This window comes from Mesorhizobium sp. M1295 (assembly GCF_040318135.1).
Classification (GTDB): domain Bacteria; phylum Pseudomonadota; class Alphaproteobacteria; order Rhizobiales; family Rhizobiaceae; genus Mesorhizobium.
Window position 1 is genome coordinate 77,548 of record NZ_JAMYLU010000001.1, and the last position, 13,636, is coordinate 91,183.

Annotated in this window: 15 protein-coding genes; 9 read left to right on the forward strand and 6 right to left on the reverse strand. The window is 62.5% G+C overall.

Annotated elements, in window-relative coordinates; genetic code table 11:
* Window positions 1-18: 18 nt before the first annotated feature.
* The gene (locus NKH29_RS00370; RefSeq protein WP_352998782.1) at window positions 19-363 is read left to right on the forward strand and encodes a hypothetical protein; all 345 of its coding nucleotides are present in this window, start codon (window positions 19-21) and stop codon (window positions 361-363) included.
* A 31-nt stretch (window positions 364-394) separates the two neighbouring features.
* Here the strand turns inward: NKH29_RS00370 and NKH29_RS00375 are convergent, their stop codons facing one another.
* Window positions 395-1,267 (reverse strand): 50S ribosomal protein L11 methyltransferase, encoded by an 873-nt coding sequence (locus NKH29_RS00375; RefSeq protein WP_023721180.1) that lies wholly within the window; start codon window positions 1,265-1,267, stop codon window positions 395-397.
* 11 nt (window positions 1,268-1,278) lie between these two features.
* Window positions 1,279-1,857, reverse strand: coding sequence for an SCO family protein (locus NKH29_RS00380; protein WP_023721179.1), 579 nt, complete (start codon window positions 1,855-1,857; stop codon window positions 1,279-1,281).
* Window positions 1,858-2,064: 207 nt separating this feature from the next.
* On the opposite strand from NKH29_RS00380, the gene NKH29_RS00385 reads away from it, so the two are divergent.
* From NKH29_RS00385 to NKH29_RS00395, 3 genes are all read left to right on the forward strand, one after another.
* Entirely contained in the window at window positions 2,065-2,553 is a 489-nt protein-coding gene (locus NKH29_RS00385; protein WP_352998784.1) for a CreA family protein, read from the forward strand.
* A gap of 96 nt (window positions 2,554-2,649) precedes the next feature.
* Window positions 2,650-3,291 carry a DapH/DapD/GlmU-related protein gene (locus tag NKH29_RS00390; protein ID WP_352481528.1) on the forward strand — a complete coding sequence of 214 codons (642 nt, stop codon included), beginning with the start codon at window positions 2,650-2,652 and terminating at the stop codon, window positions 3,289-3,291.
* 87 nt (window positions 3,292-3,378) lie between these two features.
* Entirely contained in the window at window positions 3,379-3,810 is a 432-nt protein-coding gene (locus tag NKH29_RS00395) for a low affinity iron permease family protein (protein ID WP_031194582.1), read from the forward strand.
* 40 nt (window positions 3,811-3,850) lie between these two features.
* Here the strand turns inward: NKH29_RS00395 and NKH29_RS00400 are convergent, their stop codons facing one another.
* Entirely contained in the window at window positions 3,851-4,714 is an 864-nt protein-coding gene (locus tag NKH29_RS00400) for an SDR family NAD(P)-dependent oxidoreductase (RefSeq protein WP_023721175.1), read from the reverse strand.
* A 129-nt stretch (window positions 4,715-4,843) separates the two neighbouring features.
* Between NKH29_RS00400 and NKH29_RS00405 the strand changes: the two genes are divergently transcribed.
* Entirely contained in the window at window positions 4,844-5,125 is a 282-nt protein-coding gene (locus NKH29_RS00405; protein ID WP_023721174.1) for a hypothetical protein, read from the forward strand.
* A gap of 122 nt (window positions 5,126-5,247) precedes the next feature.
* Here NKH29_RS00405 and NKH29_RS00410 read toward each other — a convergent pair whose 3' ends face one another.
* Window positions 5,248-5,823, reverse strand: a complete 576-nt coding sequence (locus NKH29_RS00410; protein WP_023721173.1) for a TMEM175 family protein — start codon at window positions 5,821-5,823, stop codon at window positions 5,248-5,250.
* Window positions 5,824-5,976: 153 nt separating this feature from the next.
* Here NKH29_RS00410 and NKH29_RS00415 point away from each other — a divergent pair, with 153 nt between their 5' ends.
* Window positions 5,977-7,185: an MFS transporter gene (locus NKH29_RS00415; protein ID WP_352998785.1), complete on the forward strand. Its 1,209-nt coding sequence runs from the start codon at window positions 5,977-5,979 to the stop codon at window positions 7,183-7,185.
* Between the two features lie 9 nt (window positions 7,186-7,194).
* On the opposite strand, the gene NKH29_RS00420 is transcribed toward NKH29_RS00415, so the two are convergent.
* Window positions 7,195-8,667, reverse strand: a complete 1,473-nt coding sequence (locus NKH29_RS00420) for an MATE family efflux transporter (protein ID WP_352481525.1) — start codon at window positions 8,665-8,667, stop codon at window positions 7,195-7,197.
* A 199-nt stretch (window positions 8,668-8,866) separates the two neighbouring features.
* On the opposite strand from NKH29_RS00420, the gene NKH29_RS00425 reads away from it, so the two are divergent.
* The gene (locus NKH29_RS00425; RefSeq protein ID WP_352481524.1) at window positions 8,867-9,655 is read left to right on the forward strand and encodes a L,D-transpeptidase; all 789 of its coding nucleotides are present in this window, start codon (window positions 8,867-8,869) and stop codon (window positions 9,653-9,655) included.
* A 147-nt stretch (window positions 9,656-9,802) separates the two neighbouring features.
* On the opposite strand, the gene NKH29_RS00430 is transcribed toward NKH29_RS00425, so the two are convergent.
* Window positions 9,803-11,281: an esterase-like activity of phytase family protein gene (locus NKH29_RS00430; RefSeq protein ID WP_352998787.1), complete on the reverse strand. Its 1,479-nt coding sequence runs from the start codon at window positions 11,279-11,281 to the stop codon at window positions 9,803-9,805.
* A 246-nt stretch (window positions 11,282-11,527) separates the two neighbouring features.
* Here NKH29_RS00430 and NKH29_RS00435 point away from each other — a divergent pair, with 246 nt between their 5' ends.
* Entirely contained in the window at window positions 11,528-12,517 is a 990-nt protein-coding gene (locus tag NKH29_RS00435) for a TIM barrel protein (protein WP_352482898.1), read from the forward strand.
* A gap of 41 nt (window positions 12,518-12,558) precedes the next feature.
* Entirely contained in the window at window positions 12,559-13,617 is a 1,059-nt protein-coding gene (locus NKH29_RS00440) for a sugar ABC transporter substrate-binding protein (RefSeq protein ID WP_352998789.1), read from the forward strand.
* Window positions 13,618-13,636 lie beyond the last annotated feature (19 nt).

Sequence of the window (13,636 nt, forward strand, 5' to 3'; positions counted from 1 at the left end):
CTGGCGCGACCGTAGCGCATGACCTCGAAAATCGGAATCGATTTTCGGAACGATCATGCCTGGTCGCGACAGCCTCTTTTTGCGCATGGAGGCCATGCAGAATCGGCGATTTCAAAAAGCGTCAGCAAGGCTTACCTTCTTAGCGTGGAGGAACGTGTCTTATTGCCTGCAAAGGAGACCATCATGTCCACGATTTCAGCCAGACGCGGATTTTTCAGAAGCGCTGTGAACGCGCTGATCGAAGCTCGCCAGCGCGAAGCGAGCCGGTATGTGAGCGGCGTTTTGCTTGGCTTTGATGACGAAACGCTGAAAGCTCACGGCTACGATCGCGAAGAGCTGAAGAAAGCGGCGAACTCTCGCTAGGTCCGAGCGGATGCGTTGAAGGCGCGGCGCCTCAGCGCTTGAGATGGATCGTCACCCAGCCTTCGCGGTGCAAGGTGCGGACGTGCCGGAATTTCTGGCCGACATAGGCCGCGATCACCGCGTCGCGCTGGCGCTCGAGAATGCCTGACAAAACGATCGAGCCACCGCGCGCGATATGCCCGGCCATTTGCGGCGCCAGCCGCATCAGCGGCCGCGCCAATATATTGGCAATTATCAGGTCGAAGGGCGCACGCGCGGCAAAGATCGGATGATGAAAACCGGGTGCAGCCACCGTTTCAATGAGCGCCTTGACATGGTTCAGCCGCGCATTGGCGGCGGCCACCTTGACGGCGACCGGGTCGATGTCGGTCGCCAGCACTGGAATATGAGCGAGCTTGGCCACCGCGATGGCGAGCACCGCGCTGCCGGTGCCAAGGTCGAGCGCGTTGCGCGGATGCTCGCGCTCTATGACCTGCTCCAGCATTTCGAGGCAGCCGGCGGTGGTGCCGTGATGGCCGGTGCCGAAGGCAAGGCCGGCCTCGATCTCGATGGCGAGCTCACCGCTGTGGCGCTTCCTGCGGTCATGCGCGCCATGGACGAAGAAGCGCCCGGCCCGCACCGGCTTCAACCCCTCCAGCGAGCGCGCCACCCAGTCGATGTCGGGCAGCGCTTCGCGCTCTATCGATTTCGACAGCGACAGTCCGGCAAGGATGTCCCTAAGCCGCGCCTCGACCGCATCGACGTTGTCGTCCGCATAGAGCGATACTTCGTGGATGTCGCGGTCCTCGTCGACCTCGAGCACCGCAACCGGCAGGCCCTCATCGTCGAACGCCGCACCGAGCGCCGCGAAGATGCGATCAGCCTCGATCTTGCCCGCGGTGAAATACAAACGCGTCTGCGTCATTACCGGATATGTCAACCTTCCGCCACCAGCCGTTTGAGCTTGGCGATGGCGGCGTCCGGGCTTTCGCCATAGGCAATGGTGCCGGCGAAATCGCCCTTGGCATTGAGCAGCAGCACCGAAGCGGTGTGGTCCATCGTGTAGTCGCCGTCGTTCGTGTCGACTTTCTTCCAGTAGATACCGAAGGACTTGGCCATGGCGTGGACCTTGTCGGGATCGCCGGTGATGCCGAGGATGCGATCGGAGAAATTGCTGACATAGGTGTTCATGATTTCGGGCGTGTCGCGCTCCGGGTCGACCGTAACGAAATAGGCGCGCAGGTTCTTGCCGTCGTCGCCCATCGTCTTCAGCCAGCCGGCCAACTCGAAAAGCGTGGTCGGGCAGACTTCCGGACAATGCGTGAAGCCGAAGAAGACGACGCTGGGGTGGCCGCGAAAGGCGGCTTCGGTGACCGGCGCGCCCTTCTGGTCGACCAGCGTAAACGGCGCTCCGAACGGCTCGCCGCCATAATGTCCGCGGTACCAGTCGAAGGTGAGCCAGCCGATGCCTGCGGCCATCAAGAGCAGAATGCCGACCAGAATTGAACGCATCATCAGTGAAAGTCCGTCGTGATTTCCATCGGCCGCCATATTGGCGCCGTGAAGGCCCTGGCTTGGCGAACACTCTTAGCGGTTCGGTCGCGCCGACGCAAAGATGTCGCGTTGCCGCAACCGGCAATCCAGTGGGAAGGCGATCTGCTTGCAAAGCGCTGCCGTTCGTCCCACCTGAGGTCGGCAAAATTCGAACCGCAGGAGGCCTCTTTGCGAAAATTGATTGGCGGCGCGTTGGCCGCATGCCTGGTCATTGGTGCCGGCGCGGCCGTCGCCGAGGAAGTCGGCAAGGTCGGCGTCGATTGGCTCGGCAACGACATCATCGTCGAGGCGATCAAGGATCCGAAGGTCGAGGGCGTGACCTGCCACGTCTCCTATTTCGACCGTGGCATGATCGACCGCCTGCAGAAAGGCAACTGGTTCGAGGACCCGTCCGATTCTTCGATCTCCTGCCGCCAGACCGGGCCGATCACCATTGGCGATATCGACATGAGCGAGGCCGGCGAGGAGGTGTTCAAGCAAGGCATCATCCTGATCTGGAAAAAGCAGGTGGTGAACCGGATCTACGACAAGGCCAACGAGACGCTGATCTACCTCTCGCATTCGCGCCAGGTGCAGGATGGCTCGGCAAAAATGTCGGTCACCACCGTGCCGCTCTACGGCCAGAACGTGGTGTGGACCAGCGGCAAGCCGAAATAGAGACTGAAGGTGCTACAGGGTCCTTGGCGCATCCAAACGGATGCGCGGCGCTGCACTCGGCTTGCGAGACTATGCGTGCCGGCGTAAAGCGCGCGCATGGACCGTCCCGAACACCTTGTCCTGAAAGATCCCGAGCCGCGCATCCATCCGACGGCGGAGCTGAAGGCGTGCAAGCTTGGACGCTATGCGTCGATCGGCGAGCGGGTCATCCTACGCGAGGTGACGGTCGGCGATTTCTCCTACTTCGAGCGCCACGCTGAAGCGATCTATACGACGATCGGCAAATTCTGCTCGATTGCCGCCAACAGCCGCATCAATGCGCTGGAACATCCGGTCGAGCGGCTGACGCAACACAAGATCAGCTACCGGCCCAACGAGTACTTCCGCTGGCTGGGTGTCGATCAGGCGTTCCGCAACCGACGGCGGGCGAAAGCCGTCAGCATCGGCCATGATGTCTGGATCGGCCATGGCGCGGTGATCATGCCTGGCATAGTGATCGGCAACGGCGCGATCGTCGGTGCCAACGCGGTGGTGACGCGCGACGTGCCGGCCTATGCAATCGTCGCCGGCGTTCCGGCCAGGCCATTGTACCAGCGCTTCAGCGCGGAAACTGCGGCACGGATCGAACGTCTTGCCTGGTGGGACTGGCCGGTCGAGAAACTGGCCAGGGCAGTCCCCGACATGCAGGCCTTGCCTATCGAGGCTTTCCTCGACCGCTGGGAAAACGACGCCGCCTGATCGTTGCGAGCGCGGCGCGTGCGCTGTTTGACCGTGAATTCCTCCTCGCAGGGAACTCGAAGCAGTTGCCGATTGTTTCTCCCTGCCATGATCGAAAAGCTGTTCACCAGGATCGCCAACCATATCGCCCATCTTGCCGGTCTGCCGCCGACGTTTGCCGTCTGTTTCCTGATCATTGTGGTCTGGGCGGCAAGCGGTCCGGTCTTCGGCTTTTCCGACACGTGGCAGCTCGTCATCAATACCGGCACCACGATCGTCACCTTCCTGATGGTGTTTCTCATCCAGAACACCCAGAACCGCGACAGTGCAGCGATCCAGGCCAAGCTCGACGAGTTGATCCGCGTCAGCAAAGCCAAGAATACCTTTATCGGCATCGAGCACCTGACCGAATCCGAAGTCGAGGAAATCCGGGCCAAATGTGAACGCGCGGCGAAGCGGCACGACGAACAGGTTGCCGACATGGCCGCACCCAAAGCCGTGGCCAAGAAGCGCAACGCGAAGAAGCACGCTTCGGCGTGAGGGAGCCTGTTGTCCGGGTTCCTGCGCGACGTTCGCCGGATCATTTCATGAATGCTGCAAAGGCTTCCTTGTAGTCCGGGTGCCAGCGCGACAGGGCAGGGCGGTTCTCGATGATGTCGCCAATCGCCCAAGCCATGCGCTTTTCGTCCATGGACCGGGTCGCCTCGTTATCGGGACACAGGATGTAGAAATCGCCACGCAGCACCGAGGCCAGCATGAAGTCGATGACCTGCTCGCCGGTCCAGGCGCCGGCCGGCTTTTCGGTCGCACCTTCGGTCAGGCCGGTAAAGGTAAACCCGGGAATGAGCAAATGCGCCGCGACATTGGCGCCGGGCTCGTTGCGCAGCGCGTGTGCAAGGCCCTCGGTATAGGTCTTCACGCCAGCCTTGGAGACGTTGTAGGCGAGGTTGCCGGGCGGCGTGGTGATGCCTTGCTTGGAGCCGGTGTTGACGATCAGACCCGGCTTTCCCGCCGCCAGCATGCGCGGCGCAAAGGCCTCGACGCCATGGATGACACCCCAGAAATTGATGTCCAGCAACTGCTTCCAGGCCTCGCGGTTCTCCCAGGGCTTGCCGGGGTTGTTGCCGACGCCGGCATTGTTCATCAGCAGCGAGACGTCGCCGAAGGCGCCGAATGTCCGTTCGGCCAGTCGGTCGAGCTCGTCGGCTTTCGAGACGTCAGTTGCAACAGCAAGCACGGCGCTCTCGCCGGCGATGGCGGCGACGGCGTGTCGGGCCTCATCGAGGCGTGCGCCGCCGATGTCGGCCAGCACGATCTTCATGCCCATCGCCGCTAGCCGTTTGGCCGCGGCAAGGCCGATGCCGCTGGCCGCGCCGGTGATGACGGCGACATTACCGGAGGCAAGTGCGGGCAGGGCGGTCTGGATCTCGGCGTTGGTGGTCATGATTTTCTCCTGTTCTGGCCGCGGCGAACTTAGCGCGGAACGAGGCTCGCGCAAGCCGATGCCGGTATCTTCGGGTTGACCGCGTCGGCGGGCGCTGCGCATGCTGATATCGAAAAAGGAGACTGACGATTGACCGACTGGATCGAGATCCTGAAAGAACAGACCGCAACCGGCGACCAGATGAGCCGCGAAGTGCCGCAAATGCTTGCCAATCCCGACATCAGCGAAGCGCAAGTGAAAACGCTTTTTTCGGCGCTCGAAAAACAGGCGGAGTTCGTCGAAAAGCTGCGTATGGCGCTGGAAAAGTTCGGCCATGATTTTTCAGTGATCAAGGCGGCCGAGCGGCTGGAGGAGCGCTACGCCGACCTTGCCGCCTCGGTAGCGGAAAAGCTGAAGGAAATGCGAGGCTAGAGCCTGTTCCATCCCGATAAAATTCGGGATGGGCTCTATCTTCTCGTTGGACCATGATCTTTTCCGAAAACCGGCATCCTCTTTTCGCTGACGCGGTCCTTCGGTTCGGGATCATGGTCTGTCTATTTCTCGATTAGCCGCTCGAAGCGCCTGTCCGGCACTAACCAGATCAGCGCTACCAGGACATAGATCGAGACACCGATCCAGTGATTGACGAAGGTCAGTGCGACGGCGGCGATATAGAGGGCCAGCGAGATCTTTCCCTTGAGGTCATTGCCCAATGCCCTGGCGAAAAGGGTTTCGCTGCTGTGCAGTCGATGCAGGGCCATGGTGAGGATGTTGAAGCCGATGGCGCAGAGCGCCAGGTCGACGCCATAGACGGCGACCGGCACGGGCGCGAAATGGTTCTCACCCATGAAGGCTGTCGTCGCCGGCATCAGCGATAGCCAGAACAGCAGGTTGAGGTTCGCCCACAGCACGCGGCCGTCAACCCGCTGCACGGTATGGAACATGTTGTGCAAATTGTTCCAGTAGATGCCGACATTGATAAAGGACAGCACATAGCTGAGGAATATCGGCCAGAGTGGTGCCAGCGCGGAAAAATCCTCGCCATGCGGCACCTTCAATTCCAGCACCATGATGGTGATGATGATGGCGACCACGCCATCGGTGAATGCCTCGACCCGTCCCTTGCCCATGAATCTCCTGACAATCCTCTGAGGTTAAAAGAGGATCTCGCTCAGCGCCATCGGCAAAGCTGCCAAACTTGTCAGGAGCAAGTCGGGAAGGGGGAACGGCTGACGCGAAAAAGGCGTTTGGTGTCAGATCCCGAACAGCAAAAGGTCGAAAAAATGACAGCTCACGCTCAAGTCATGACGCGCGATCACGAACTCGGCGGCAGCGCCGCAGCGGCTGCCGTGGCTGCCATGATCGCGGCTCTTTTCGCCGGCAGCACGGCGCTGACGCCGCTTTACATCATCTACAAGCAGGTCTTTGGCTTCTCACAGATCACTTTGACGCTGGTCTACGCCGTCTATGTCATCGGCAATCTGGCAGCGCTTCTGATGTTAGGGCGTGTGTCCGATGTTATCGGGCGCCGTCCAATGGCATTGGCGGGGATGGCGGTGGCCGTCGTCAGCGCGGTGTTTTTCCTGTTCGCAGAAAATGTCGCGTGGCTCGACATCGCCCGGATTTTGAGCGGATTGGGAATTGGCGTCGGCGCCGGGACTGGGACGGCCTGGCTCGCCGAATTGCTCTCGGCCAACGACAAGTCACAGGCGGCGACGATTGCCACCAGCACCAATTTTCTCGGCCTCGGCCTTGGTGCGCTGGGGGCCGGGTTGCTCGCAGAATACGCACCTTGGCCGCTCAGGCTGATATTCGTCGTCCACCTGGCGATGCTAGCGATCGTAACCCTGCTGATCTGGCGTACGCAGGAAACCGTTTCGCGGCCGGGAAAACTGGCTGACGTCTCGATGCGGCCGCGGCTTTCCGTGCCTGATGACATCCGCGCAAATTTTGTTGCGCCGGCGGTGACCGGCTTTGGCGCGATGGCGCTCGTCGGCTTTTATGCGGCACTCGCGCCGAGCGTCCTGGCGCAGCAACTGCAGGTAGCCAACCATGCGGTAGCCGGCGCTCTGTTCTTTGAATTGTCGATCGTGGCGGCCGGCACCATTGTGGCGACGACGCGTCTTTCGAGCCGGGCCGCGATGTTTGCGGCACTTGCGCTGATGATCCCCAGCGTCGCACTGATCGTTGCGGCGCAGGTCTTCGCCTCGATGGCCATCATGGTCGCCGCAAGTGCTCTGTGTGGCGTGTCGGCAGCGCTCGGCTATCGCGGCGGCTTGCAAGTGGTGAACGAGATCGCGCCGGCGGACCGGCGCGCCGAAGTGGTCTCGGCCTTCTTCATCTGCTGTTTTTGCGGCAACGCGCTGCCGGTCATCGGCATCGGCATCCTGTCGACCGTGGCAAGCGCGACCGTGGCGAGCCTGGCCTTTGCCGGCATGATTGTCGTCTTTTCCCTGGTGGCGCTCGGGTTTGGCGCGAAATACGCGCGCTGAGCCGGCCTTTCAGCCGTTCGGCGTCTCGGGCGAAAGATGCGCGCGCTGGCGCGGCACGCCGAGGCCGGTATCCGGCGGTTCGCCGGCAGCCGGCCGGCTCTCGATCATGTGCACGCTGCGCCAACCGCCGAAGCGATAATAGGCCGTGGCCAGCACGAGCGAGGTTATCGAGCCGGCCGGAAAGCTCCACCACAACGCTTCCTCACCGATCGCACTTCGAAAGAAATAGGCGAAGCTGGTGCGCACCAGAAGTACCGAGATCACCAGGATGATCAGCGGCGGCATCACCGCGCCCGTGGCACGCACAGTGGCGAAGAGCACGATGGTGATGCCGAACAGGATGAAGGACCAGGATGCGACCTTGTTGATGTGAGTGGCGATGTCGATCGCTGCACTGTCGCTGCTGAGGAAGAGGCTGAGCACCGCGCGATCGAATACGAACAGCAGCGCGACAAGCACGCCGGTAAGCACAAGGTTGAAGCCGACGCCGGACGCGGCGATGCGGCCGATCCGGTCCCAGCGCCCGGCGCCGACATTTTGCGCCGCCATGGACGAGACCGCGGCGCCGATGGCGAGCGCCGGCATCTGGATATAGGTCCAGAGCTGGGCGGCTATGCCGTAGGCAGCCGCGACCTGCGAGCCGTAGGCATTGACCATGCCCATCACAGTCAGCGCCGCGGACGAGACGACGATCATCTGCAGGCCCATCGGCACGCCCTTGAAGACGACAATGCGCAGCAGCGCCGGGTCCGGCCGCAGCAGAGCAAGATTGGCGCCGGCCAGCCGCAGCGGGTGCTTGCGCGCATAAAGCACGATCAGGATGGCAAGCACGCTTACCGTCTGGCCGATCAGCGTCGAGGTGGCCGAGCCGGCGATGCCGAGTTCGGGGAACGGGCCGATGCCGAGAATAAGCAACGGGTTCAAAATGACGTCGAGCACGACGGCCAGCGCCATGAATAGGAAAGGCGTGCGCGAATCGCCGGCGCCGCGCAGCACCGTCATGACGAAGGACAGCAGGTTCATCATCGGTACGGCGAGAAAAATGATACGCAGATAGGAGCGCGCCAGCGGCAACGCATCGGCCGGCGTGCCGAGCGCATTGAGGATTGTATCGACCCAGATCCAGCCGCAGACCGCGAACACCACCGAGACAAGGAAGAAGAAGGTGGCGCTGGTGCCGACGATGCGGCGGGCTTCGGGCAGATCGCGGGCGCCGACCGATTGCGCGACCAGGATGGTCGCCGCCATGCCGATGCCGAAGACGGTGCCGAGGATGAGAAACAGCACGAGGTTGGCATTGGACGTGGCGGTCAGCGCCGCTTCGCCGAGGAAACGACCGACCCAGACGGCATTGATTGAGCCGTTGAGCGACTGCAGAACATTGGAGCCGAGCACCGGCAGGGCGAACAGCAGCAATGTACGCGGGATAGGTCCACTGGTGAGGTCGCTGGTCCGCCGGCGTGCGGGCATCTTGTCGTCCATGGCAGGCAACTCGGCGAAGGCTTATCTTGAGTCCGGTCCGCAATGATTGCCGATTTAACGAGACAGGTCGACGCAGCGTTGCGAATTCCGCCTGGCGTGCCTTGATCCAATCATGTTCTCAAAGCTTCCGGAATCGTATATTGATCCTGCACGCGTGGGGCCGCATCTTTCCTGGATCTCATGGGCAAGCTGGGGGTTCATGTCCGATATTCCGCTGTTTTTTGAGCGCCTGAACCGGCGTGCGTTTCTTGGTGCATCCGCTTTGGGCGCGGCCTCCGTGGCTCTTTCGGCGTGCACCACGACGGACGTAGCGGCGCCGCCAGTGACCGCGGCGCCAAGCGATCCGGCTTTCGGCGATGCCGCAAGTATGTATGCGGCGCGCGTCGACGAGGGCTATCAACTGCCGGCAATCCCGGTAGCCAAGGTCGATCCGAAATTCGTGCGCCAAATCGTGTCCGATCCGACCGGAGAAAAACCCGGCACGATCGTCGTCGATACCTCCGAGCACTTCCTCTATCTGGTGCGCGACGGCGGCAAGGCAATTCGCTATGGCGTCAGCCTCGGCAAGGCCGGTTTCGGATGGACCGGCAGCGCTGTGGTTCAGGCGAGGAAGAAGTGGCCGGTCTGGACGCCGCCGCCGGAGATGATCCAGCGCCGGCCGGAACTGGCGAAATACAAGGACGGCATGCCGCCCGGCCCGCACAGCCCGCTGGGCGCACGCGCGCTATATCTCTTCCGCGACGGCAAGGACACGATGTACCGGCTGCACGGCACGCCGGAGTGGGATTCCATCGGGAAGAACGCTTCCTCCGGCTGTGTGCGCTTCATGAATCAGGACATTATCGACCTCTACAGCCGCGTCGACGGCGTCGCGCCGGTCTTCGTGCGCCCGAACCTGTCGGCCGCCGGGAAGATCGCCGCCGTGTCGGACAGGACGGCCGAGCCGATCGATGCGGGCGTGCCAAAGGACGCGGAGATGTTGAGGTAAGTGCCTTCGACGGATCGTCAGTCTTAGGTTTTGCAAACCCACTAGAACACAATCCTTGTGCCCGCGAGCCGCAACTGAAGGGCCCGACCGTTCGATCGTGCCAGGCAGGCGGACGCGTTCGGCGCGTCCGCCTGCCTGGGGGTGTCGCTACTTCCCGGCGAGGCCTGGAAGCGTGACCTGATAGACCAGGAACATCGTGTCGACATCGGCGCCATCTTCGGCCTTGTAGGCCGCGCCGACCTGGAAGCCGTCCTGGGTGAGAAAGTCATTGTCGTTGGCGACGAACAGGAAATAGTCGTCGGGCCGTGTTGGATCGCGGACGCTCACCACCGACATCGCCTCCCACTTCTCCGAAAGGTTGTTGCGGTCATTGGGCGCGCCATTGTGCAGCCCGAAGCGGCCGAGCTCGGTCTTGTCGTTGATGTCGATGAACGGCGTCAGCTTGGCCGGCGTCACCGAGGGATCGAGCTCACCTTTGGGCGCAACCGGCTTGTCCTTGTCGAACTCGGTGCCGGCGATGTCGGTTGCCGCCGACACATCGACGACGCTGATCTCGCGATGGAGCGAGGTGTCGCCCTTCACCCCCTGGCCGTTGCCGCTGTCGCGCGCCAGCATCAGGAAGGTCTTGTCCGACAGAGCCACGATTTCGCTCTGCGCGGCAATCTTGGTCTTGCCCTTGGCATCGCTGAACACCGGCAGCGGCACAACATATTCATGCGCAAGCTTGAGTTGGGCCGGATCCGAGGCATCGTAGACCAGCGCGCGCGTGTTCTGGCGCGTCGAAGCGGAATCGCCGCCATCCTGCCTGGGGGCCGATTGCAGCACCGCGATCAGGAACTTGCCGTCGGGCGTCAGTGCCATGCCTTCGAGGCCCTGGTTGTTCTGGCGGCCGGTTTCGGGATCCTTCGGATCTGGGTCTGCCGCGCCAGGTCCCGGATTGTTGGACGCGAAGTTCGGCGTTCCATGACGCATCGGGACAAGCGCCGCCGGTGGCTGCGTTGCCGACATCAGACGCCCATCGGCGGAGAAGTGGTAGATGTTCGGACCATATTCGTCCGAGATGAACATGGTGCCGTCGGGCAGCCGCACGATCGCCTCGTTATCGAGCGCGAGCTTGCCGTTGGCTTCGGGCAGGATCGGCATGTCGTCGGTCGCTGCGCGCACGCCGTTGAGCGGATCTAGGCCGGTTGCATCGATGCCCTTGTCGTCGGTCAAAAGCATGGTGTCGGCTAGCGTTGCCTTGAGGCCCGACTGTTCCTGGCCGGCGGCTGGCACTGCACCCGGCGCGATCGGGGCGAACTCGAGGGCGATCGTGTTGAGGCGCGGACGGTAATCGGTGGTGCCGACGACATTGTAGCCGCGGTCCGGCAGCAGCCACAGCGAGCCCTTGTAGCCATCGGCGCCATGCGTCCAGCCGGCAGCGTCAATCGCCATGCCCGAGCCGGAGCCAAACGTCTCGCCGAACCTGTCTTTCTGGCTGGCCGGGATGCGGCCGACGCCGACCAGGCCCTTGTTGACGAAGTTGGCGCCGCCGACGGTCGCGGCGTTTTCTGCCAAGGCCGGACTCAAGGCGGTGAACATCGCGAGCGCGACAGCGAGGGGCGCGGTTCGGTGCAGGTTTTTCATGGATATCCTCTTTGAGACAAAGCTGCCGGGATCTGAAAAGCGCCGCGTCGCATCGAGAATGCCGCGAAAGCCTTCGGAGAAGCGATCTAGGACGCGAACATGATACTTGCGTGACAGTGCTGCGCTTGCCTGGCCTCGTGTGGTCGCAACTGGCCTGTGCATGGCGAATCGTTGCTATCGAAAGAGCAATTAACAACTTTACAAATAACCATTCTTGGGTGAAGTTATGACAATGAAAGGTCACCGATGACAGTCTGTCGTTTCGCCACCCGCCTCAATTCCTTTGCCTCGCGGCCACAGGCCGAGTGGCCTGATCTTGTTGGTAAACCGTCCATGCTGCAAATGGCGGCACGTGCGGCGAAGGTTGCGGAATTGACCGATCTCGACCTCAACTTCCCCGACCATGTCGATGAAAAACCTGCGGAAATGGCGCGCAAACTCAGCGATCTCGGGCTTTCCATCAATGGCTTCGCCATGCGCTACTACTCTAATCCGGCCTTCAAGCTCGGCGCCTTCACCAATCCGGATCCTTCCGTTCGCCGCGAGGCCATCGACCTGACCAAGGCCGGCATCGACGCCGCGCGCGAGGCCGGCGCCAGCCTGATGACATTGTGGCTCGGGCAGGATGGCTTCGACTACGCCTTCCAGGCTGACTACGCAACACTCTGGCAGCACGAAATCGATGGCATTCGTGAAGTAGCGGCGCATGATCCGGGCTGCCAGATTAGCCTTGAATACAAACCCAACGAGCCGCGCTCCTACAGCCTGATGCCCGATGCGGCGACGACATTGCTGGCGATCCGCGAGATCGGCCTGCCCAATCTCGGCGTGACGCTCGATTTCGCTCACGTGCTCTATGCCGACGAGCAGCCGGCTTTCGCTGCCGCCCTCATAGCACGGCACAGCAAGCTGCTCGGCGTGCACCTCAACGACGGCTACGCCAAGCGCGACGACGGCCTGATGGTCGGTGCCGTGCACACGCTGCAGACGATCGAGCTGCTCAGGCAGATCCGCCGCGACGGCTATGCCGGGGCCATCTACTTCGACACGTTCCCCGACATGACCGGGCTCGATCCCGTCCACGAATGCGAAGTCAACATCGCCACCGTCAAGCGCATGCTGCGCGTCGTCGAGCGGCTGGAAAAGGACAACCGCCTGTCAGCCGCCGTCGATCGTCAGGACGCGGTCGCGTCGCAGGCCATCATCCAGGAAGCCATGCTCGGGCCGGACAGCTGAGGCCGGCGCCATCACCGTTTTTCAACAAGGGAGGAAAGACCATGAAATTTCTGCTCGTCACCGCTACCGCTGCCCTGATGACGCTGTCCATCGGCTCGGTGTTTTCCGCGGATCTCGCGCCGCTCAATTCCGACACCGAGAAGGATCGCATCGACTGGTCGCAGCTCGAGGCCAAGTTCGGGGCTTTCCCCAAGCTGCCCGAGGGCACCAAGGCGGGTGCGGTCTCCAAGACGCTGACCAACGAATACTGGCGCTCGCTGGGTGAGGGCTACAAGTCGTTCGGCGACCGCATCGGCGTGCCCGTCGTCTACCAGGCGGCGCAGAGCGAGGGCGACCAGCTCGGCCAGCTCACCATCGCCGAAGGCCTGGTCACGCAAGGCTACAACGTGCTGCTCGTTTCACCGCAGACCGACTCCAATTTGCAGCCGATCATGGAACAGGCCAGGGCCGCCAACGTGCCGGTGGTCAACGTCAATGACGCGGTCATCCCGCAGGCCGAGTACTATGTCGGCAATGTCCAGCGCGACAATGGCGTGCGTGTCGCCAAATGGTTCATCAAGAACCGGCCGGATGGCGGCAAGGTTGCCATCGTCGAAGGCCAGGCTGGCGTCTACGCCGCCGTCCAGCGCACCGACGGCTTCAAGACCACAATTACTGAAACCGGCAAGTTCGAGGTCGTCGCCAGCGTGCCGGGCAACTGGGATCGCCAGACCTCCTACGACGCGGCCACCAACATCCTGCAGCAGCACCCCGACCTGATCGGCTTCTATGCCAATAATGACGGCATGCCGCTGGGCATCGTCGAAGCGGTCAAGGCGGCCGGTCTGCAGGACAAGGTGGCCGTCTTCGGCACCGACGGGATTTCCGACGCTTATGCCTCGATCCGGGCCGGCGAGCTGACCGGTACCGTCGACAGCTTCCCGGTGCTGACTGGCGAGGTGGCGCTGGAATCGGCGCTGCGGCTGGTGGCCGGGCAGAAGCTGCCGCGCGTCGTCGCCACGCCGCAGGCGCTGATCACCAAGGACAATGCCGACCGTTACTCCGGCGGCGGCGACGCCGTGCGCAAGGCACTGCTCGAGGACGCGGCAGCAGGCCAATAGAGCAGGGCGGCGGGTGCCG

Bases quoted from the DNA above. Each gene is read 5' to 3' on its own strand.
- NKH29_RS00370 (WP_352998782.1), top strand. From the start codon at position 19: ATGACCTCGAAAATCGGAATCGATTTTCGGAACGATCATGCCTGGTCG.
- NKH29_RS00375 (WP_023721180.1), bottom strand. From the start codon at position 1,267: ATGACGCAGACGCGTTTGTATTTCACCGCGGGCAAGATCGAGGCTGAT.
- NKH29_RS00380 (WP_023721179.1), bottom strand. From the start codon at position 1,857: ATGATGCGTTCAATTCTGGTCGGCATTCTGCTCTTGATGGCCGCAGGC.
- NKH29_RS00390 (WP_352481528.1), top strand. From the start codon at position 2,650: ATGGACCGTCCCGAACACCTTGTCCTGAAAGATCCCGAGCCGCGCATC.
- NKH29_RS00395 (WP_031194582.1), top strand. From the start codon at position 3,379: ATGATCGAAAAGCTGTTCACCAGGATCGCCAACCATATCGCCCATCTT.
- NKH29_RS00400 (WP_023721175.1), bottom strand. From the start codon at position 4,714: ATGACCACCAACGCCGAGATCCAGACCGCCCTGCCCGCACTTGCCTCC.
- NKH29_RS00410 (WP_023721173.1), bottom strand. From the start codon at position 5,823: ATGGGCAAGGGACGGGTCGAGGCATTCACCGATGGCGTGGTCGCCATC.
- NKH29_RS00415 (WP_352998785.1), top strand. From the start codon at position 5,977: ATGACAGCTCACGCTCAAGTCATGACGCGCGATCACGAACTCGGCGGC.
- NKH29_RS00420 (WP_352481525.1), bottom strand. From the start codon at position 8,667: ATGGACGACAAGATGCCCGCACGCCGGCGGACCAGCGACCTCACCAGT.
- NKH29_RS00425 (WP_352481524.1), top strand. From the start codon at position 8,867: ATGTCCGATATTCCGCTGTTTTTTGAGCGCCTGAACCGGCGTGCGTTT.
- NKH29_RS00430 (WP_352998787.1), bottom strand. From the start codon at position 11,281: ATGAAAAACCTGCACCGAACCGCGCCCCTCGCTGTCGCGCTCGCGATG.
- NKH29_RS00435 (WP_352482898.1), top strand. From the start codon at position 11,528: ATGACAGTCTGTCGTTTCGCCACCCGCCTCAATTCCTTTGCCTCGCGG.
- NKH29_RS00440 (WP_352998789.1), top strand. From the start codon at position 12,559: ATGAAATTTCTGCTCGTCACCGCTACCGCTGCCCTGATGACGCTGTCC.